The organism is Roseofilum halophilum BLCC-M91 (assembly GCF_030068445.1).
GTDB lineage: Bacteria > Cyanobacteriota > Cyanobacteriia > Cyanobacteriales > Desertifilaceae > Roseofilum > Roseofilum halophilum.
This window is the reverse complement of sequence record NZ_JAQPOK010000036.1, coordinates 70715-92662: the sequence shown is the minus strand read 5'-3', so window position 1 is coordinate 92662 and position 21948 is coordinate 70715. Positions and strand designations below refer to the sequence as shown.

16 protein-coding genes are annotated in these 21948 nt (G+C 46.0%); 6 read left to right on the top strand and 10 right to left on the bottom strand.

The features are described 5' to 3' along the window. Positions 1-14 precede the first annotated feature (14 nt). The gene (locus PJF56_RS04750) at positions 15-2483 is read left to right on the top strand and encodes an ATP-dependent Clp protease ATP-binding subunit (RefSeq protein WP_283761498.1); all 2469 of its coding nucleotides are present in this window, start codon (positions 15-17) and stop codon (positions 2481-2483) included. A 114-nt stretch (positions 2484-2597) separates the two neighbouring features. On the opposite strand, the gene moeB is transcribed toward PJF56_RS04750, so the two are convergent. The 6 genes from moeB to thrC form a co-directional block, all read right to left on the bottom strand. Next, entirely contained in the window at positions 2598-3770 is a 1173-nt protein-coding gene (moeB, locus tag PJF56_RS04745) for a molybdopterin-synthase adenylyltransferase MoeB (RefSeq protein ID WP_283761497.1), read from the bottom strand. A 63-nt stretch (positions 3771-3833) separates the two neighbouring features. After that, positions 3834-4310 (bottom strand): M67 family metallopeptidase, encoded by a 477-nt coding sequence (locus PJF56_RS04740; RefSeq protein WP_347179440.1) that lies wholly within the window; start codon positions 4308-4310, stop codon positions 3834-3836. A 62-nt stretch (positions 4311-4372) separates the two neighbouring features. Further along, positions 4373-6568 carry a calcium-binding protein gene (locus PJF56_RS04735; RefSeq protein ID WP_283761495.1) on the bottom strand — a complete coding sequence of 732 codons (2196 nt, stop codon included), beginning with the start codon at positions 6566-6568 and terminating at the stop codon, positions 4373-4375. A gap of 138 nt (positions 6569-6706) precedes the next feature. Further along, positions 6707-7870: a DNA double-strand break repair nuclease NurA gene (locus PJF56_RS04730; RefSeq protein WP_283761494.1), complete on the bottom strand. Its 1164-nt coding sequence runs from the start codon at positions 7868-7870 to the stop codon at positions 6707-6709. Positions 7871-7974: 104 nt separating this feature from the next. Then, positions 7975-8301 carry a MoaD/ThiS family protein gene (locus PJF56_RS04725; protein WP_347179439.1) on the bottom strand — a complete coding sequence of 109 codons (327 nt, stop codon included), beginning with the start codon at positions 8299-8301 and terminating at the stop codon, positions 7975-7977. A 31-nt stretch (positions 8302-8332) separates the two neighbouring features. Continuing rightward, a complete protein-coding gene (thrC, locus tag PJF56_RS04720) occupies positions 8333-9637 on the bottom strand; it encodes a threonine synthase (RefSeq protein WP_283761492.1) in 1305 nt (434 codons plus the stop codon). A 198-nt stretch (positions 9638-9835) separates the two neighbouring features. Between thrC and PJF56_RS04715 the strand changes: the two genes are divergently transcribed. Beyond that, positions 9836-10663: a SirB1 family protein gene (locus PJF56_RS04715; RefSeq protein WP_283761491.1), complete on the top strand. Its 828-nt coding sequence runs from the start codon at positions 9836-9838 to the stop codon at positions 10661-10663. A 54-nt stretch (positions 10664-10717) separates the two neighbouring features. On the opposite strand, the gene PJF56_RS04710 is transcribed toward PJF56_RS04715, so the two are convergent. From PJF56_RS04710 to PJF56_RS04700, 3 genes are all read right to left on the bottom strand, one after another. Beyond that, positions 10718-11053: a DUF3226 domain-containing protein gene (locus PJF56_RS04710; RefSeq protein ID WP_283761490.1), complete on the bottom strand. Its 336-nt coding sequence runs from the start codon at positions 11051-11053 to the stop codon at positions 10718-10720. Beyond that, positions 11053-12141: an AAA family ATPase gene (locus PJF56_RS04705; protein WP_283761489.1), complete on the bottom strand. Its 1089-nt coding sequence runs from the start codon at positions 12139-12141 to the stop codon at positions 11053-11055. Before PJF56_RS04705 ends, PJF56_RS04710 begins: the two co-directional genes overlap by 1 nt. Positions 12142-12226: 85 nt before the next feature. Then, positions 12227-14242 (bottom strand): ATP-binding protein, encoded by a 2016-nt coding sequence (locus PJF56_RS04700; RefSeq protein ID WP_283761488.1) that lies wholly within the window; start codon positions 14240-14242, stop codon positions 12227-12229. 68 nt (positions 14243-14310) lie between these two features. On the opposite strand from PJF56_RS04700, the gene PJF56_RS04695 reads away from it, so the two are divergent. Both PJF56_RS04695 and PJF56_RS04690 read left to right on the top strand, forming a co-directional pair. Then, positions 14311-16596 carry a hypothetical protein gene (locus tag PJF56_RS04695; protein WP_283761487.1) on the top strand — a complete coding sequence of 762 codons (2286 nt, stop codon included), beginning with the start codon at positions 14311-14313 and terminating at the stop codon, positions 16594-16596. Positions 16597-16717: 121 nt separating this feature from the next. Further along, positions 16718-18859 (top strand): eCIS core domain-containing protein, encoded by a 2142-nt coding sequence (locus tag PJF56_RS04690; protein ID WP_283761486.1) that lies wholly within the window; start codon positions 16718-16720, stop codon positions 18857-18859. Between the two features lie 102 nt (positions 18860-18961). On the opposite strand, the gene PJF56_RS04685 is transcribed toward PJF56_RS04690, so the two are convergent. Beyond that, a complete protein-coding gene (locus tag PJF56_RS04685) occupies positions 18962-19504 on the bottom strand; it encodes an REP-associated tyrosine transposase (RefSeq protein ID WP_283761485.1) in 543 nt (180 codons plus the stop codon). A gap of 265 nt (positions 19505-19769) precedes the next feature. Between PJF56_RS04685 and PJF56_RS04680 the strand changes: the two genes are divergently transcribed. Then, positions 19770-20933: a type III secretion system chaperone family protein gene (locus PJF56_RS04680; protein ID WP_283761484.1), complete on the top strand. Its 1164-nt coding sequence runs from the start codon at positions 19770-19772 to the stop codon at positions 20931-20933. 255 nt (positions 20934-21188) lie between these two features. Continuing rightward, positions 21189-21938 carry a regulator of G-protein signaling domain-containing protein gene (locus PJF56_RS04675; protein WP_283761483.1) on the top strand — a complete coding sequence of 250 codons (750 nt, stop codon included), beginning with the start codon at positions 21189-21191 and terminating at the stop codon, positions 21936-21938. The last annotated feature ends 10 nt before the right edge of the window (positions 21939-21948 follow it).

The window sequence follows — 21948 nt, the reverse complement described above, 5'->3', positions numbered from 1 at the left end:
GATGGGAAAACGCCATGTTTGAACGCTTCACAGAAAAAGCCATTAAGGTGATCATGTTAGCTCAGGAGGAAGCCCGCCGCCTGGGTCACAACTTCGTGGGTACAGAACAGATCCTTCTCGGTCTGATTGGGGAGGGGACGGGAGTAGCCGCGAAAGTTCTGAAATCAATGGGGGTTAATCTTAAAGATGCTCGGATTGAGGTCGAAAAGATCATCGGTCGGGGTTCGGGATTTGTCGCCGTAGAGATTCCGTTTACACCGAGAGCCAAACGGGTTCTAGAGTTATCCCTAGAAGAGGCTCGCCAATTGGGACACAACTATATTGGTACGGAGCATCTCCTTTTGGGTTTGATCCGCGAAGGAGAAGGAGTTGCCGCCCGCGTGTTAGAGAATTTGGGCGTGGATCTGTCTAAGGTTCGCACTCAGGTGATCCGGATGCTCGGTGAAACGGCTGAGGTTTCGGCCGTCGGTGGACGCTCGTCGAATAAGACCCCGACTTTAGATGAATTTGGGTCGAATTTAACCCAGTTGGCCGGTGAAGGAAAACTCGATCCCGTGGTCGGTCGGCAAATGGAAATTGAACGGGTGATCCAAATTTTGGGTCGGCGGACAAAAAATAACCCGGTACTGATCGGTGAACCGGGTGTGGGTAAAACGGCGATCGCCGAAGGGTTGGCTCAACGCATTTCCCATGGGGATGTGCCGGATATCCTGGAAGAGAAGCGCGTTGTTACCCTCGATATTGGTCTTCTGGTTGCCGGAACTAAGTACCGAGGAGAGTTTGAAGAGCGGCTGAAGAAAATCATGGATGAAATTCGTTCAGCAGCGAATGTGATCCTGGTGATTGATGAGGTTCATACTCTGATCGGTGCAGGAGCGGCTGAAGGGGCGATCGATGCTGCCAATATCCTCAAACCTGCCCTCGCTCGTGGTGAGCTTCAGTGTATTGGAGCCACCACCTTAGATGAATATCGCAAACATATTGAGCGGGATGCTGCCCTAGAGCGCCGTTTTCAACCCGTGATGGTAGGTGAGCCTTCCGTGGAAGAAACGATCGAGATCTTACATGGATTGCGCGAGCGGTACGAACAACATCACAAGTTGAAAATTTCTGATGAATCTTTGAATGCAGCCGCTAAATTAAGCGATCGCTATATTTCAGACCGCTACCTGCCCGATAAAGCCATTGACTTGATTGACGAAGCGGGTTCGCGGGTACGCTTAATCAACTCCCAACTGCCCCCCGCAGCCAAAGAACTCGATCGCGAATTGCGCGGCGTTCTCAAGCAAAAAGACGATGCGGTACGCTCCCAAGACTTTGACCGAGCTGGAGAATTGCGCGATCGGGAAATGGAACTCAAATCCCAAATTCGCACCATTGCCAACAAAGGCAAAGACGAAGGCTCCGTCAACGACGATCCCGTTGTAACCGAGGAAGATATCGCCCATATCGTCGCCTCCTGGACAGGAGTTCCCGTCAACAAACTCACCGAAACCGAATCCGAAAAACTCCTACACATGGAAGACACCCTCCATACTCGGATTATCGGTCAAGAAGATGCTGTCAAAGCTGTCTCCCGCGCCATCCGACGGGCCCGTGTTGGTCTGAAAAACCCCAACCGACCCATCGCCAGCTTCATCTTCTCCGGGCCCACCGGGGTGGGAAAAACCGAGTTAACCAAAGCTCTGGCTTCCTACTTCTTCGGTTCCGAAGAAGCCATGATCCGCCTGGATATGTCCGAATACATGGAACGGCACACCGTCAGCAAACTGATCGGGTCTCCTCCCGGATATGTAGGATACAACGAAGGGGGGCAACTCACGGAAGCCGTCCGCCGTCGTCCCTATACCGTCGTTCTCTTCGATGAGATCGAAAAAGCCCACCCCGACATCTTCAACATGCTTCTGCAAATCCTGGAAGATGGTCGCTTAACCGATGCCAAAGGACGCACGGTAGACTTCAAAAACACCCTCTTGATCATGACCAGTAATATCGGGTCTAAAGTGATCGAAAAAGGTGGCGGTGGACTTGGGTTCGAGTTCGACGACAACGCCGAAGATGCCCAATATAACCGCATCCGTTCCTTAGTCAACGAAGAACTCAAAGCCTACTTCCGCCCAGAGTTCCTCAACCGGTTAGATGAAATCATCGTCTTCCGTCAGTTGAACAAGGAAGAAGTCAAAGAAATTGCCGAAATCTTGCTCAAGGATGTCTTCAAGCGCTTAACGGAGAAAGAGATTACCCTGCAAGTGACCGATAAATTCAAAGACCGGTTAATTGAAGAAGGGTATAATCCCGCCTACGGTGCGCGTCCCCTGCGTCGAGCCATTATGCGCCTATTGGAAGACACCTTAGCCGAGGAACTGCTCTCTGGTCGAGTGGGTCAAGGGTCTACCGCTACTGTTGATGTGGATGAGTCCGGACAAGTGAGTATTACTTCCCAGGATCAACAGACTCCCGTGTTAACCAAGGCAACAGATTAAGCTACATGAAGCTTGGATAAAAGTTACAGCACTTTGCTGCACAATTAATTTTGAGACGGTTGAGTTACTCAACCGTCTTTCTTTTGGCGATCGGGAAATTAATCCAGAGGGAGATTAATATTTCGGTACACTCGGATCGACTTCTTCACTCCAGGCCGTAATGCCACCTTTGATATTAATCCCTTCAATTCCCGATTCCTTGAGAATACTTAAGGCTTTAGCCGATCGCACTCCCACCTTACACAGGGCCAATAATTTATGGCCATTGTACAATTCCTTCACTTTCTCAACCCCTTTCCCTTGTTCAATATCCGGTAAGGGAATCAACACTGCACCCCGGATTTGGGCAATGTCGTATTCATGGGGATTTCTGACATCAATTAACAGCACATCCTCAGCACCACTATCGAGCAGGGCTTTCAATTCGGTAACCGTCATTTCTGGAATTGCTGATTGCTGTTGGGCTTCGAGTTCCCTAGCTTGAGGAATGCCACAAAATTGCTCATAATCGATCAGTTTTTCAATGACTGGGCGCTCTGGATTCGGTCTTAATTTCAGTTCCCGGAATTTCATATCCAGGGCATTATAGAGCAGCAAACGACCGCTTAATGTGGTTTGGGAGCCGAGGATAATTTTCACCGCTTCCGTGGCTTGAATGACCCCAATAATTCCCGGTAAAATACCTAAAACGCCCCCTTCTGCACAGGAAGGAACCATTCCCGGCGGTGGGGGTTCGGGATAAAGATCGCGATAGTTGGGCCCCCCTTCGTAGTTGAAAACAGTGGCTTGTCCTTCAAAGCGGAAAATCGACCCGTAAACGTTGGGTTTATTGAGTAATACACAGGCATCATTGACCAGATAGCGGGTAGGGAAGTTGTCAGTTCCATCCACTACCAGGTCATAGGGTTCCACGATCCCTAGAGCATTTTCCGAACTCAGGCGCGTTTCGTAGAGATCGACTTGGCAATAGGGGTTGATTTCATGAATCCGATTTTTGGCGGATTCAATTTTGGGTTTCCCCACCCAGGATGTGCCGTGAATAACTTGACGTTGAAGGTTGGAATGATCGACGATATCAAAGTCAACGATACCAATGCGTCCGACCCCGGCGGCTGCGAGGTAGAGCAGTAGGGGTGAACCGAGTCCCCCTGTACCGATACAGAGAACACTGGCCGCTTTGAGGCGTTTTTGCCCTTCCAGTCCAATTTCTGGCAAAATTAGATGGCGAGAGTAGCGTTCGTACTCTTCTGGGATGAGTTGAATATCGTCCAGATTAGGATTGAGCATAGAAGTTTAGGGGACAAGTTGCAAGAATTTCCCTTATGGAGTCTTTTATTGTAGCGCTGTCTTTCACCCGTGAGGGTCTGTGTTAAGAATGTTTTCGAGTTGTCCAGGTTGAAATTGCCGATCTGTGTCTAAAACCCAGTTGTTGATAACGGTGGCGCGTCCTTGGATCGCGGAGACGATAATATAGTTGTAATCTGGCCAAGCGAGCAGGCGATCGCACTCAGACGGGATAGCCGGATGATCGGGATGGGAATGATAGAATCCCACCATCTGGAGATTACGAGAACGGGCCTCTTTTTGTAACTTTAATAGAGTTTGGGGGGCGATCGCGTACCGCTCCATCTTCGTCTTCCCCCCCATCCCCATCTCCTCCAACCGCTCTACCATCTCCTCATTCCAACCATTCTCCGTCCGCACCACCTCCACCAAAAACACCTCATCCCCCTCAACCCTACCCAACAGCACCCCGCAGCACTCCTGGGGATAGCACTCCTGGGCATGAGCGCGAATCATCTCTAGATGTTCAGATTTCACCTGCATATCAAGTCCGATTAAACCGTGTCCCTCTCAGAGTGGGAGAGGGATATAGGGAGAGGGCAACCCTAAAGCACCACACTACCCGCGCTTGTTCCACCCACATTTGCTGCTGTCAGAGCCGTCCCGCCAATCGTGTCACTGAAATTACCCCCAGCATTCAATGTCCCCGTACCATTATGGAGAATCGAGAACGTACCCCCATTCACCGCAAACCCATTATTCGTCACCGTCAAAAAGCCTCCCGTTCCCAAATTCGCACCTGGACGAATCGCCAAACCATTATTACTACCCGTCACCTGGTTATTTTGAACCACAATACTACCGGCATTACTCAGCGTTGCCCCAAACGGAGACTCTCGCAGACGAATCGCCCCATCAGTTGCCCCATTATTCGTATTAATATTTTCCAACTGGTTATTCTCAATCGTCACCGTACCCCCACCCGCTCTGACACCAGCCACTTGAATTCCCTGCTGGCGCACCGTATTCAGACGATTTCCACTGATATTGGCCGAACCAATCGTATCTAACAAGATTCCTGGAGCATCTTCCCCAGGATTACCAATATTATTCACCGCATTATTGACAATATTCACCGTATCCACTTCATAGATAAACATGGCCCGCTTTCCATTGCCCGTAATACCATCAAACTGATTATCTTGAACCGTCAATGTACCAAACCCTTGGGGATTCGGCGAATTCAAGGTGCGGAAAATACCATCTTCGATCAGATTCGTAAACGTATTACTGCGGATAATCACCTCACTACCGGGGTCTCTCAAATTCATCACCGGAGTTTCAGCAACTCCATCACTGGTAAACTCGAATCCATTAATAATAATCGGCCCAGCAGGAGAACCCGCGCGGTCAAATTCCACAAACCCTCCTGCACCGCCAATGGTGGCTTCTGGGTTACGAGCAGCCCCCAAACCCTGATTGGCATTCGGCCCCAACAGTTGTACCGGTTTGTTAATATTAATCACCTGGCCGGGAATATACATACCCGGTAGCACTTGCACCAAGCTCCCTGTCGGTGTAACAGAGACGCGATTAATTCCGCCCTGAATCTGAGCAAAGGCATTAATGCCAATAATTCCATCTCCCTCGGTCAGCGGCCCATCTCCATCGGGGTCAACGGCTGTACCATCGGCCAGAGTTGCCCAATTATCATCTACATACACCCAATCATCTTCCAGAATCTTCACCTGGGCGGTATTGGGAGTACCCACAATATAAAACCCACTATTGGAGAGGGTAATGCTCACATCTTGAACCCCATCCGGAATATCGTTATTAATCGGCACAACCGGTAATTCCACTGTCGCTGCTCCGGCGGGAATGGTTACACTGTTGTTGAGTAGTTGGTAGCGCGTCCCATTTTCTGCCGTTCCCTGAACCGTATAGTTAACCGTCAGTGCTGCTTCTGTAGACCCTCCTGTACGGGTGAGGGTAAAAATTCCATTGGTGGCTGGGTCTCCTTCTACGGCAATATTGGTGGTCGCTTCGACGGAAACCGTTGAAGGTTGGGGAGGGGGGATAGGGGTTGGAGTTGGGGTTGGGGTTGGGGTTGGTGGCGGAGTCGGTACAGGGATGGGATTTAAGTTGGTGGTAAAGTCAGCTTCGGTAATCTGATTGGGATTCACCCCTGGTAAGATCATTAAGTAGTTACTGGTTACCAGGTCTTGAATCACGGTTGTGCCGGTATATGGCCCGGTTCCGGCGGTAATGGATAGGTGTTCAAAGGCTAAACCGGGTTCTAAACCGAGTAAATCTTGGCCATCTACAAAATCATCGGCAATATCGGCATCGGAGATTAAGGGGCCGCCTGTGGTGGGAGGTTGTCCAAAGACGTTGCGCCGACCCATGACAAAAATATCTTGACCGTCACCACCAATTAGCCCATCCGCGCCTAAATCGCCATGGAGGACATCATTGCCTCTGTCGCCGAATACGAGGTCACTATCTTGACCGCCATAGAGGATGTCGTTGCCTTGACCGCCATAGAGGGTATCGTTCCCCTGATTCCCATTCATCAAATCCTCATCCTGGTTGCCAATCAGGATATCGTTTCCCTGTTCTCCGAAAATACTGTCATTGTTTTCATTTCCGGATAACAGGTCATTACCGAAATTCCCGAAAATCAGGTCGCCGCCTTGTTGGGAAAATACCGTATCATTGCCAGCGAGTAGAAAGATTTGGTCGCTTGCTGGGGTTCCGACAATGAAGTTATTGCCGGGCATACCGTTGATGACTGCCATGGGTTCATGTCCTCACCCTAAACACTAGCTTATTTTAGCTGAATCTTGCCAAGCAGCCAATTTATGCTCTCAAGTCTGTACTTCACCCATTCTGGGTTTGAGACCGGGTTGTTTTAATTTACTGATATAAGTTAATGATTAACGTCGATGGGCTTTGCTGACCATTTTCCGGGAGAGTCGAAAGGGGATTTCTTCTTGCTCTGCCCAATCTTGGAGAAGGCGGTAAAATAGTTTACGGTCTTCGCTGCGAAGGACGGTGACTTGATCGGCGGTTTCGATCGCATAGGGATAGCCGTGTCCGATAATGGTTTCTGCGCGTATCCAGTCAATGACTTGCTCGAGTAACCCGGCTTCAAAGATCCAAAGGGGCAATTCTAGGCGCACGGGGTATCCGGCATGGGTTTTGAGGTAAGTAAAGGTGACTTGATTGGCTTGTTCCTGGTAGTCGCTGAGGATACCGGGACGATGAGAGCGGCACAGAAGGGTGCGATCGCCCCATTCCATGAGGGGGTTGAGCAGTTGCGGATCGCTGACTCCGGAAATGGGGGGTAATCCTAATACCCGTTGCAGCATTTGCGTTAGATCTTCGGATGCACTGGTGTCAATATAGGCAACGAGGGGAATTTGATGCTGTTGACTGGCGCTCAACAGTTGACGCAAGGTGTTGAGATAAGACTGATAGGTTGGGCGATCGAAGGTTTCGGCAAAACTGGCAATCAGGGAACCATCATAAAACACGAGGCGGGAGGATTGATGGCTGTGGGTTTGCATGTAATCGATGATGCGGCGCACTTCGAGTTCTAAGCGGCGACGGTTGACGAGGCGATCGAGGGATTCTCCTTTTCCTAAAGCGGCGAATTGATTGGGGGTAATTAAATCTACGGCGATGTCTTTTTCATAGTCCCCATCTGGGCGATGGAAGTTTTCAAACCAGCCAATTTGAATCAGGGCAATGGGAAGGGAAAAGTCTTTGGTGGGATAGATTTGGGAGCCATCAACGGCAAAGGTGGGAATTCCGGTGAGGCGATCGCGCACCCATTGTAAACTCTGTTCTCGATTTTGCCAAACCAGATTGGATTTTACGATCCAACCGCGATCGCTGCTTTCAAGCGGTTCTGCATAAATCGAGTCGTTTTCATCCCTTAATTCAATGGTTTTTAATCGCTCTGCTACGTCCCGATAACGATGTAACAGTGCTTGACGATAGGGGCGAAGTTTCTCGGAAACTTGGTACTCTAATCCCTTAAATTCCGAGCGTTTTACTTGTAGCAAAGACCAAATTAAGGACGGATTGAGAGGCATAGATCTTATAGCGCTTTGCGCTGGGGATAAGCGATAAAAAACCACAGCTTTTAAGGCTGTGGCAAAATGGAGTTGAGTTCATGCAAATGATGATAAGAAGAAGACTAACCGCCAGCGACTGCGGGGACAATACTCACTTCATCCCCATCGCTGAGTGGGGTTTCGGTATTGTTTAAGAAGCGGATATCTTCTTCTTTCACATAAATATTCAAGAAGCGGCGAACTTTGCCAGAGTCATCGCAGATGCGGTTTTTAATCCCTGGGCAGCTTGTTTCTAAAGCGTCAATCAGTTCGGCAACAGTGGCGGCTTCTACTTCTACTGTTGCCCGATCGCCGGTGTATTTTTGTAGGGGGGTAGGAATTAAAACTTTAACCATGATTGCAGTGTTTCTCTCTTTTAGATGGGGGAAGATGGGGAAAGGGTTCCCCATTCCGGGTTTCTGGAATAATTGGGCTAAAATCTTAGACCAAGACTTGTTGCCATTCTAGGCGATCGAGGGTGCGTGCCCGCTCCATTGCTCGCTCAAAGCTATCTAGGTTTGCGTCAATGGTGAGGGGTTCACCCACATATTCTTGGACGGCTTCTTGAGTTTTCAAGCCGTTGCCGGTGATGTAGGTGACGGTGGTTTCATCTGGGTCAATTTTACCGGCTTCCACCAGTTTTTTGAGGACGGCGATCGTGGTTCCCCCTGCGGTTTCGGTGAAGATGCCTTCGGTTTCTGCCAGCAGTTTAATGCCTTCAATCACTTCAGCATCGGTGACGGATTCGATGTTACCGTTGGTTTTGCGGGCTAAATCGAGGGCATAGACTCCATCGGCGGGGTTACCAATGGCGATGGATTTGGCGATGGTGTTGGGTTTGACGGGGGCGATAAAGTCTCGTCCTTCCCGGAAGGCGGAGGCGATGGGGGAGCAACCTTCGGCTTGAGCGCCACTGAAGCGCACGGCTTTATCTTCGACTAAGCCGACTTTGATGAATTCTTGGAATCCTTTGTAAATTTTGGTATAGAGTGAACCGGAGGCTAGAGGAGCAACTACGTGATCGGGCAGTTGCCAACCGAGTTGTTCGGCGACTTCATAGCCTAGGGTTTTGGAGCCTTCGGAGTAGTAGGGACGCAGGTTAATGTTGACGAATCCCCAGCCGTAGGTGTTGGCAACTTCGCTACAGAGGCGATTGACTTGATCGTAGTTGCCTTTGACGGCCATGAGGGTGGGATTGTAGATTAGGGTTCCCAATACTTTACCGGCTTCGAGGTCTGCGGGGATGAATACGCAACAGTCTAAACCGGCATGGGCGGCGATCGCCGCAGTAGAATTGGCTAAGTTACCGGTACTCGCACAAGATACTGTAGAAAATCCTAATTCTCTGGCTCTCGATAGGGCAACAGATACCACCCGGTCTTTAAAGCTCAGGGTGGGCATATTTACCGCATCATTTTTAATATAAAGATTTTTTAGACCCAACTGCCGCGCCAACCGATTCGCTTTCAGGAGAGGAGTCATCCCCGTACCCACATCGATCACGTTATCGCTCAGTAGAGGAAGAAACTGACGATAACGCCAAATGGAGTTGGGGCCGGCTTCAATGGTTTCACGGCTTACTTGCTGGCGCAAACGGTCATAGTTATAACTGACTTCTAAGGGGCCAAAGCACTCATCACACACATGCTTGGCTTCGAGTTCGTAGGTTGTGCCGCACTCTTTACAGACTAACTTTTCACAAGCAGCCTGGGAACTTCGGTTTAGGGTTTCGGTGGCCAGGGTCATAACTTTTGTCTTCCTCTTTGTTTAACGTGCGATTTCTGATCCTCGATTTGCATCGTATCACGGGGGTCAAGGGTCGTCAAACAATCCCGACTTTTTTAGTCGGGATTAGAAAAAAGCTAGACTTGACAAGTCTTTCAGGCAACAGACGGATGCAAGTATGCCAAACTAGAAGGACATAGAAAAAATAAATTTTTGATTATGGACTTTCCCAGAGCCAGACAACAGTTTTATCAAGAAATACAGCAACCCGAAGCCTCCCTCTCCCTAGCGAAAGCAGCGCTTTACATTGCGGCTGAAGCCTATCCTGAACTCGATCCGGTTGAATACTTGCAACAACTCGATCGCATAACAGAGGAGATCCAAACCCAGCTACCGAAGGAGCGCTATCCCCTGCGCGTCATCCAAACCATCAATACCTATCTCTACGAGCAGCTCGGCTTTCGGGGCAATACAGAAGACTATTACGATCCGCGCAATAGCTTCTTAAACGAAGTCCTCAACCGACGCACCGGCATCCCCATCACCCTTGCCCTCGTCTATTTAGAACTTGCCCAACGGCTGGAGTTTCCCATGGTGGGGATCGGAATGCCCGGTCATTTTTTGATTCGTCCTGATTTTGAAGATGCGGGGATTTTCGTCGATGCCTTTCATCAAGGAGAAGTGCTATTTCCGGAAGACTGTGCTAAACGGTTATCGCAGATTTACGGGCAACCGGTTGATTTGCAGCCGGAATTTCTAGCTCCGGTTAGTCCTCGCCAATTTTTAGCGCGAATGCTGACAAACCTGAAAATGATTTATCTCTACAATCATCAAATTGAGCAAGCCTTAGCCGCCATTGAGCGCATTTTACTCTTGTTTCCCCAAGCGCCGATGGAATTGCGCGATCGCGGTTTGATCTCCTATGAACTCGGCAACTGGAGTTTAGCCACCCAAGATTTAGAGGACTACTTGCGCTATTTGCCCCAAGCCCAAGATGGATCAATGATTCGGAAAATTTTAGCCAACATGGAAAGCGATCGGGGATGATTGAGTGAAATAGATTACAGAGCTTTAGAGCTATTTCAAAGATTTTGCACAAATTCAATCAATTCTGCAAAAGTTAATTCTTAAATCACTGCTGACATTCACATAACCTCGAAATTCAGCGATTTTTCCTTTGATACTTTGAGATTTGGAGGTAAATGAATCATCCGCATCCCCTGTTATCCCTAAAGCCACAACACCAGAAAATCCAGGCATTAAAGGAGCCGTTTTTAAGAACCGCTTTAAATTATCTTTGCCTCCATAAACCTCGATCTGAATATCCTGAATCTCTAAAAACTTAATCAACCCAGAGAAAAACAACTTTTCATCCATTCCTTCACCAAGGATAACTCTTGGCTTGTGAAAGGTTACGGTTGAGTTTGCCTGACTCATTAGCGCATCTCCAGATTTAGATCTACAGAAGTGTCTAGATTTTCTTGGTCATAAACTAAAGATTTAATCAACGGAGAATTTTTTTCCCGCTCTAACCTGATATAACGAAAATCATAGGATTCAGAATGAGAAAAAGCTTGGTGGGCAGCGAGAATACATTCACGACTATGAGTAGTGGCAAAAATTTGGGTATTATACTTTTTAGTGGCTAAAGAAATCGATCGCCAAACTTTTTCTAAGACGGAATAATGAAGACCATTATCAATTTCATCAATCAATAAGATACCATCACTAACACTCATGATCGACAGAATAATTGAAAGTAGTCGTCCCATCCCCTCACCCATGACGGGAATAGGAATTAAAGACTCCATGCCCAAATCTCCATAGATCATGGGTGTTTCTCCATGGACTAGGACAGCTAAACGCTCTAACCTTGGTTCTAAAATTTTCAAAATATCGACGATTTCATGCTGCCTATTGATGGCTTCTAAATCACTAAATTTTCGTGCATCCTCACTGGGAGATCGATTGGAGTGGCTGCTGATAAAATAACTAAAATCAAAAAAATTAATTTGGGTTTCTTCGGGTATACTCTCCTGTTCAATTCCGAGTTTTATTTCGTCAATATCCTCTCTATCTACTGTGAGAAAAATCGTGAAACTTAGGTGCTGCTCGTTTTTCTGGAACTCTAGCTTTAAGTCTTTGAAAAACTTGCGAGTGTTGGATCTTAAGCTGAAAGGGAGTATCCTGGGTGCTGATGCCTTTTCTAAATACAGCTTAACTTGAAACTCTACATTTTGATGATCGGCTATCTTAATTTTAATGCTACGATCCGATCTCTTGTCATAAAATAACCACTCACAAATCTCTTCTATATTAAAGTTGGGGTGACGGACAATCCCCCGGTCAAAATTCAATCTTAGGGGGGTTTCTAGGGAATTTAAGCTCGTTGATAGGGCGATCGCTTCTAGCAGGGTGGTTTTGCCCACATTATTAACCCCCCCAATTAAATTCACTCGCTCTAGGTTAGGAATGGTGAGATCCTTAAAGCATCGAAAGTTACTAACTGTAATGTCCTTAAACATAGAAATCTACTGGATTAAACCGTTCTGGTTTGATTATATCGGAGCGATCGCACCACAGTGATATACATAGCCCAAAGCCCTGTAACTAAGAGAGATCCCAGCCTTGGGTTTCTGTGCGCGTGAGCGATCGCCCCGATTTCATATACTCCATTTTCGTCGCTTCCAGAATATGCTTCATTTTCACCGGTTCCTGGGCATCAGCGGCCAAAAATGCTGCATTCAGGGCAATAGATTTAATATTACCCCCGGTAACATCGAGTTGCCCCAACCGCTTAAAGTCCAACCCCTCTGTCGGAGTTTGTTTCGGAAAAATACGCTGCCAAATTTGACTGCGTTCTGGCGCTCTGGGATAGGGGAAATTGACGATAAACCGCAGACGACGCAAAAAGGCCCGATCTAAATTATCCCTGAAGTTGGTGGTTAAAATCGCTAATCCTTGATAGGCTTCCATTCTCTGTAACAAATAACTCACTTCAATATTAGCGTGGCGATCGTGGCTATCTTTCACTTCTGTGCGCGAACCAAACAGAGCATCCGCTTCATCAAACAATAAAATTCCGCCCCCTTTTTCCGCAGCATCAAAAATACGGCGTAAATTCTTCTCCGTTTCGCCGATATACTTGCTCATGACTGCACTTAAATCGATGCGAAATAAATCTAATTTTAGCTCATGGGCTAACACTTCCGCCGCCGTGGTTTTCCCCGTGCCACTGGTTCCCGCAAATAAAGCAGTTAACCCCAACCCGCGCTGATTTTTCGCCGCAAACCCCCAATTTTGATAGACGGTTGCCTGTTGGCGGACATGAATGAGAATTTGCTGTAAAATCCCTTTTTCTCGCTCTGGAAGGACAAAATTATCCCAGGTGGTTTTCACTTCAATGCGTTGCGCTAACCTTTCTAATTCCGGTCTGGCTTGCAAGCGGCAAAACTGCCAAAGTCTCTCCCCAATTACTTTAGGGGTTAAATCAAGTTGCGATCGCACGGCTGCACTCGCAGTCTCAATGGTGGCTGCGGATAAGTGAAATTGAGCCGCTAAGGATGACAGATATCGATCCACATCTTCCGGGTAATCCTGCCATGCTTTTTGCCACAGTTGCAATTGTTCCCCATATTGCAGCGCTTCTACATCAAAGGAAAGCCCAGGGGAGAGGGGCAACCGTTCATCGGTAGCAACTATGACCGGGACGTGAAGAGAGTGTAAAAAGGGAGAGAGTAAAGAGGCTTGGTTTTCTGCGGTTTCCGATTGATTCACTTCGACCAATAACAAGCTTGGAGCCAAGGCATACCAACGCTGCCAACGCATCACCAACCGTTGCAGATCGGGTCGATCTTTGGGGATGGCATCACTGGGCAGACGATAGAGGGGTAAGCGTAAAAACTGACTAATTTGAGTAGCAATTTCTGCCTGAGATTCCCTCAGTGGGCCGCACAGTTGAATCATAGGTTGAGTCCTGGAAGCTCCCTGAAAGACAGACACAACTTGATCAATAATCATCTGATAGGAGGGTTGCAAAACGGGTGGGGTAAAGGTTTGCACAGGGGTAAGGACTGTTCCAATGACCGGATCGTGGTAAACTTCTCCCATTAAATAGTGCAAAATGGCTTCATCAATTTGCAAACAAGCGCGGGTAATTTCTGGACTAGCAGCAGCATGTATCAGTTGCCATTTTCGCAAGGGACGGGTTTCGGTGAAGGCATCCCAATGGGGTTGGGGAAAACAGTCTAGGCAGAGTTGAAAGGTGGGATAATTGCAGTCAGGTTTATTATGGGCGATCGCCAATAGATCGGGAAATTCTGGATTAATGGCTTGTCCTACGCAACAGAGTAAAATGCTGATTTCAAATGGGGATAGACCAAAGGTTTGACTTAAAGTTTTGAGGGTGACTGGTTTTTCCAGAGTCCGACGAATGAAGACAATATCCTGGACGCGATCGGATATATCAGTGACATCTTCCTCTGTGTTGCGAGCAATGTGGAGATCCAGGAAGGAGCCAATGATGCTAATTGCCTCAATTAGCTCATCTATGGCAGCTTGGCGATCGGCTGGAATGAGTGGGAGATCTTGCAGAGTCGGGCGATCGCGTCTCTGTTCTATTTTCATCCTTTTTAGCCTCCAGATCTTAATATAGTATACTAAGAAAATAAACCTAATTCTCCTCCTCCCTACCCATGTCTCCTCGCCGCCGCCAAACCAAAACCCGCATTTCCCGTCGGCGGGAAACCTCGGAAAACGCCTCTCCTCAGTTTGCCGCACCCCCCGTAATTCAACCCAAGATACAGAGAAAAATCGAATGGGAGCTACCGGAGTGGAAACCCAGAAGTAATAGCAAGTCAAGCCCTCTACAACGACTACAGCCCTCAGCCGCCCTACAAGCCAAATTAGAAATTGGACAACCCAACGATCCCTACGAGCAACAAGCCAACACCGTCGCTCATAATGTCGTCAAACAGATCAACAGCCCTGTCTCCAATGATGCCCAGCAACATCCCACAGTACAACGGCAAACTAAAGAATCCAACCTCCCCTTGCGCTTAAAACCCAAAAGACAGGTTATTCAAGGATTGCCCAATGTATTGGGTACACCCGTACTGCAAATGAAACCTTACACCGTTAAGGAGCAAGCTCATGTCAAAAATAGGAACTTTGAAAACATCCACAGTTTGACACAGAAGACAGATTATCAACCAGGTGAAGTCGTAGAAATTAGCGATAATCCAGAACACCATATAACCGATCCTGCGGGTAACAATAGATGGTATCGCATTAAAGGTAGCCCTGACAACCATCCTCGATACATTCGAGCCACTCGATTACAGTTATATGGAACGTATGTTTCTAATAGTCAGCGAGTCAGAGAAAATAATAAAGCCTTACAATCGCAGCAAGAAAATATTGCCAAAATCCAAGCACTGATTGCAGTGGCTAAACGCTCTTACAAAGACAAGAAGGGGAAAGAACAGCATGAACAGATGAGTTTAGCCAAACAAATTGATTTAGGCAAAGGTTTTTTGCCAAATGATATGGTGAACGCCATACAAGAACTGAGTAATATTCCAGAAGGGAAAACTTACTTATCTCAAAATGGCCTCCTCACCCAACAAGAAGTTGAACAAGTCGCAACAGAAAAAAGAGTCGTTGGAGATTGGGAAAGAGTCCAAGAACATGACTACTTGAAGGTTGTTAATAGTATTAGCCCTATTCCTATTCCTGTTGTCAGGGGAGAAGCAGTCTTAAGTCCAGTTCATCGCCTGCAAATTGCCACCTATCAACGCGATAAAGTAGTTAACGATAACGATGAACAGTTTCTGCAAACTCCAGGATATTTGCGCTATGAAGCAAATGCCATGAAGCAAGCTAAATCAGAGTATGAACAAGCACTGAAAGATGATCCACAAGAAGAAAAACCAGAGACGAAAGCCAAACGAGAAGTATATGAAAAATTCAAAAATGATATTTACAACAAAGATACTCAGATGTGGGAGAACACTTTAAGTAATAATACAGAAAATGCATCTGAATCTGTAAGGCAAAAATACCAACAACAAAATGAATCAGCCATTAAAATCCTGCAACGAGTTTTTCTCCTCCTTCATCACGGATTAAAGTATAGAGAAAATCAAGATGTAACTGATTTCAAACAATGGGAAGAAAACGTTGCCGTCGCTCTTTCCCATGGAGGTCGAGTGATGATCAACTTACCCCCTGTGGAGACGGATAACCCGGAAAGAGTCAATGAATTTATTCATTGGCTTTTAGGTGCTTCGGGCAACACTCATAAACCTAGAGCTTACCAGGATATCACAGAGGGGTCAGAAGAGAGTAAAAGCGATCATTATAAAGCTCAGGTAGACACGAGAATGTTTTCTAGCCACAATGTTAAAGTCACGGAAAACTCATTGACAGAAGAAAAAGGAAATACAGCAGATGTGAAAGGTAAGTTCCATATGTCCAGTACCCTCAAGCATTATGGCATGGATATACCCCTGGGAGGACTAGGTAATGAAGATCTGTCAGGTGACGTTATTTTACCAGATGGCAGACATGGGCATATGTATATATACTATCGTCCTCCAACAATTCAACTTCCTGGGAGTGTCCTCATTGGGACAGAAACTTCAAGAATGGCGAAAACCGATGTGTTTGGAATGTATCACGATAGTAGGGGCGCTCCTGCGGAGTTTTCTTCCACAGGTACGAGCAAAGGAGGAAGAATTGGTGGCGAATTTGGAGGTCGAGTAATTGACTACACTCAGCTAACTGAGGATGGTAAAGGCCTTACCGTTAAAGATCCCAATTGGTTGCAGCAACTTAAGGAGGCTGAACAAAATATATATGAAGGTCAAATTACGGCGGCGGAGTTAGTGGGTAAAACGACTCCAGAGTTAAAAGACAAGCTATTTGGTGAAAATAGGGATCGATCAAACACTATTGGGCATAAACCAGAAACTGAATAGCTCATTCATGTCCGCTTGCTCAAAGCTAGATTGAGTCTGTTGTTCACTCCCCCATTCCCCGACAGAGGGCGCAAAGCCATGTATACTAAGAAAATAAACCTAATTCTCCTCCTCTCTACCCATGTCTCCTCGCCGCCGCCAAACCAAAACCCGCATTTCCCGTCGGCAGGAAACCTCGGAAAACGCCTCTCCTCAGTTTGCCGCACCCCCCGTAATTCAACCCAAAATACAGAGAAAAATCGAACGGGAGCTACCGGAGTGGAAACCCGGAGGTAATAGCAAGTCAAGCCCTCTACAACGACTACAACCCTCAGCCGCCCTACAAGCCAAATTAGAAATTGGACAACCCAACGATCCCTACGAGCAACAAGCCAACACCGTCGCTCATAATGTCGTCAAACAGATCAATAGCCCTGTCTCCAATGATGCCCAGCAACATCCCACAGTACAACGGCAAACCCAAGAATCCAACCTCCCCTTGCGCTTAAAACCCACAGGACGGCAAGCCAGCCTAGGAGGAGGAAAAGCTCCAACTCAATTAGAATCCTCCATTAACCATGCCAAAAGTAGCGGCAAATCTTTAGATCCGAGTTTACAGCGGTCAATGGGAACAGCCATGGGAGTCGATTTTTCGGGAGTGAAAATACACACCGATGCTCAAGCGAATCAGTTAAGCGAGTCCATCCAAGCCAAAGCCTTTACCACCGGACAAAATATCTTTTTCAAACAAGGGGAATATCAGCCCCAAAACAGAGGCGGACAGGAGTTGATTGCCCACGAGTTAACCCACGTCGTGCAGCAGAGTAGTGAAGGTACATATTTGCAACGCGATCCGATTCCTGATGTGATAAAAGTTCAGTGGAATATTACCACAACAAAAACAGAAGCTATTAACGAAGCCGTTAAGAAATACAATCAAGATATTAAAACACAAAGTAATGAAGATCTGGCACGCTCTGGGGATAAAAATAAAATTCAAGAACGGATCATTTTGTTAGTTACAATTTGGACGATTGCAGAACAATGGCTACAAAAACAGTTTAATGATAAAGGATTATCTTTCTTGAGTATCCATGATGACTTCCAGGATTCTCAGGACGATATAGAAGATTTACAATTAGATGAAAAAGACCTGCAAAAAATAACTGCTCTAAAAGACAAACAAAATAACGTTCCTAAAACTTCTCAAGAACCTACTATGGAACAAAGGGGAATGAATATAGCACATATATATAATGCATCTGAATCAGAGCTTGAGTCTTTTAAAACAGAGCTTATGACTCATGGTTATCAATTACAAGTAGATATGTATAACTGTAAAGGACAAACCAAAAGTGAAATTGCCAAAGAATTGGGAACGAACTTTATAAAAATAGCTTGGTCAGGGGATAAGGTAGCGGCAGAAGGGGTTTTCGGTGAGGAAGCAAAAAATAAATCACTATCAGAACAAATGAAAGGCTTTTTTAACGAAGCGAAAAAACCAGAAGAAGCTCAAAAAGAAAGTCAAACTAATGATTCCAATAATGCTGGACAGAGCGAAGGTATGTCATGGCTGAATAAAATGGTTTCCATCGCTAAAACAGTTTGTGAATTTGTAAAAGAAAATTTTGGAGACTCTCTTTTCAGTCTGCTTTCATTAATAAAGAATATTGCTAAGTTTGTAAGTGCAGGACTTCAGTATGGTGAGTTTTGGAAAGCATATCAAGCAAAACTCGAAAAAAATGATAACCCAGAATTGTTAGATGTATTAAAGTATGGTTATGACAAAAACGAGCGTCGAGTCTGGTCAGCATTAGCTGATGTTGTTGGATCGGCCGTTAGTGTATTAGCTTTAATCTTGACAGCAACAGGTCTCCCTATTGTAGGAGGTGCGATAGCGCTGGGTAAGACCGTTCTTTCTTTTATCGGGATTGTAATAAGAAAAGCGAAAGGTTTGTATAAATGGTTTATGGGAACCAGAGGAAAACATCGACATGAAAGTGCTAGAAATCTAATGCTTGCTGCTTACGCAGGAGATCCGGAAGCTCTTGACTTAATGATAGAAATTAAACCAAGTATTAATAGTAAAACAGATAAGATGTATGATATTGTTGAGAAAAAGGATATAACTGAGCCAACTTCTAAAGAACAAATGCATATTTTTGTTTCTAAACTATTTAATTACCAAATAAAAATAAATAGTAAAATTCCTAGTTTTAGTGGCCCTCTTAGTCCACTAGACTACCAAAAAAAATTGTCTGAGAAGTTCAAGTCTGTAAGCTAAGTTGTAGGTTGGGTTGAGGAACGAAACCCAACTTAATTACAATATTGGGGAGTCTGTTGGGTTTCACTTCGTTCAACCCAACCTACGGGTGGTTCATTTGGGTTATTCATTGCCAATACGATCGCCAAATACTAACTCGTCCGAAGCGCCCCACATCCGATCGTAAACTTCTGCTTCAACATACCGGTGAAAACTGGAATATTGCCAATCCTTTGGGGCACTTACTAATTGATGATGTACTGGATTATAATGAATATATTCCAGGTGATTGACAAAATCTTCATTATCACGTACTTGATGCTCCCAAAAGCGACGTTGCCATATGGCTCTCTCTCCCTTCTGTTTCCTAGATGCAGTGATTTTATCTGGATTGGACAGAGGACAGTTACGGCTAAAATAACTTTTAATTAAGCGCCAACGAGTGGAAAAGTTAGCATCATTTTCGGGTAACGTCCAAAGCGTATGGAGATGATCGGGTAAAATCACAATCCCATCAATCTTGAAGGGATGGCGTTTGATTACATATCGAAAAGCTTCTCTGAGTACATCAATATTTTCAGATTTCCAGAAAATTGGATGGCGATGATGGGTAACTAAGGTAAAGAAATAAGTGGCTCCTGGTGTTTTAGCTCTCCGATATTGCATAAAATATTGGCGATCGCCATGAGGTTAAGCTCAATTATAGCAGTTCTGGTCAGGGCGATCGCCACTTTCGTAGGTTGGGTTGAGGAACCGAAACCCAACTTGATTCAATATTGGGGAGTCTGTTGGGTTTCACTTCGTTCAACCCAACCTACTATAGCTGTAAGCTAAGTAGTCTTCGCTATGGTATTATGAAACATGGGTGACAATCTTAAACACCAGTTGAAATCCAAGGCTATCTATATCGGGGCTATAGATTGTACAACTAATGATTCCCTTAAGTTTCTACAATACACAGGCATCACCCATCTCCCTACAAGCTGTCAACTTGGAGTGGTGGCAACCGCATCTGTTGTTAGAAAAATGCGATCTCACGTTTGCTGTCAGCTTGGAAACTTATCAAATTCTAGAAAAACATAACCTTTTTCAAATTTTACCAGAACTGACGAACACCCAAGAAAACTGCAATTTTCAGCCCCATCTTCCCATTGAAATCACTGTTACTCTCAACCCAGAATATCTTCCCCGCTTGCAAGAAGCAGCTAATGCTCAAACTGCTCTTGCTTACCTCCAGGAATTGGGAGAACGTCAGAAAAATGCCCGACTGGTGCAAACGGAAAGTTGGATAACTTTATCGGTGCAACAGCAACAGGAAAGTGGGGTGGTGGGCTATCGAACGTTATGGGATTATTTAGATTGGTCTCAATTGGACGTGGAAAATGAGGAGGTTCTAGAAGATTTAGCTCTGGAAACGGTGACTCGTTTTCTCCAAGATAGTATCCCCTCGCCCTTTTCTGATGCAAGTTCCCATCAGTTAATTGCTACTCTGGTAGAACAAACTCCTGCGCTGATGGCAGAAGATCCAAGGGCAAGCGAGCCTATTGCCGAAGCGTTTGCTAATCTATTACGGGATAATCTCCAATCAGAATTAAAAGAAGCAATTTTGGCTGGTTTTTCGGCATCAGATGAGGGAGAAGAATTCAAGAAGCTTTCTATTTTAGAACAGACGTTAGCTTTCTTTGAGGCGGAAGATTGGATGGTACAAAAACTTCCAGAGCAACCGATCTTAAAAATGCTATTTCAGGGTGAATATGGTAAATGGGTGTGTCTAGCGGAAGCGAAAGAAGATTTAGAACAACTGATTTTTTATTCAATTATTGCCCTCAAGGTTCCGAAAGCACAAGAATCGAAGCTCTGTAAGTTTTTGATGAAGATCAATTATCATTTAAATGTTGGCAGTTTCGATCTGAATTTTGAGGAGCAGATCCTTCGGTTTAAGACTTCAATTGATGTGGAGGGTTGTAATAATTATAGCGGGTTAATCAAGAACATGGTTTATACGAATGTGATGACGATGGATCGCTACTTACCAATTATTATGACGATGCTTGAGAAAAAGTTGTCTCTAGAAGAAGCACTGACGTTATTGTAGTGCGATCGCTACACCTGTAGGCGATCTCTGGGGGTTTCATGCCAGGAATTTCCAGGTTTTGAGCGTCTGTAACGGTTGGGTGGCGATCGCTCATTGGCTCAATTTTCATAGTCCAGATTGCCGTTTTCTCTGGTGACCATCATATCTGTTGAATTTATTTCATGGATCGACACACAATGGGTAAGTGCTACATCTTGGAGAATGCCTAAACCACCCCTTATACTAAAGGGTAGACCCTCTATCCTCATCTCAATCATGTCTCCTCGTCGCCGTCAAACCAAAACCCGAATTTCTGCTCGCAAGTCTCTGTTAGAAAAAAAAGCCCCCCACTTTGCTGCTCCCCCAGTGGTGCAACCGAAGCTACAGAGAAAGACGGAAAGCGATCTGCCAGAGTGGAAACCAGAGAGTAGTCGCCAATCTAGTCCTCTAGAGCGACTGACGCACTCAGGGACTTTACAAGCCAAACCAGAGCCAAATGGGGGTCAGGCGATCGTCCAACGGACGTTAGAAGAAGTGGAGTCCAGCCTTGACTCTGGTAAAACTATGGATGGTGTAGAATCACTTACCCCATCTTCCACCGGATCGAGTGGGGGAGAGTCGAGTGGGGGAGATGCGATCGTGCAACGGACATTAGACCATGTTGAGGCCACCCTTGGCCCAGATAAAACCCTGGGCGGACTCGAAGCCTTTTGCAGAACTGTAGAATTTAGTCCAGAGAATATTGGATTTCTGCGAGCGTGCCGAGTTTGGCGGGGATTAGGGCGCGGTGCTAATGTTGCGGCTCAGACCCAAATATACAACAAATATGTAGTGAGTTACGGTTGCATCAATATTCCTGATATGCCCATACGTCAAGATTTAGCAACTCGTCAGCAAGACAGTGTGAATTCAGGCGTGCCCGATGTGACTATATTCGACGCTGCTGAGACAGAAGTCACTCGTCTGTTAGTGCATGATGTTGTCCCCCGTTATAACAGGCAACAAGAAGATACTAAGGTGGGTTAGGGCGATCGCT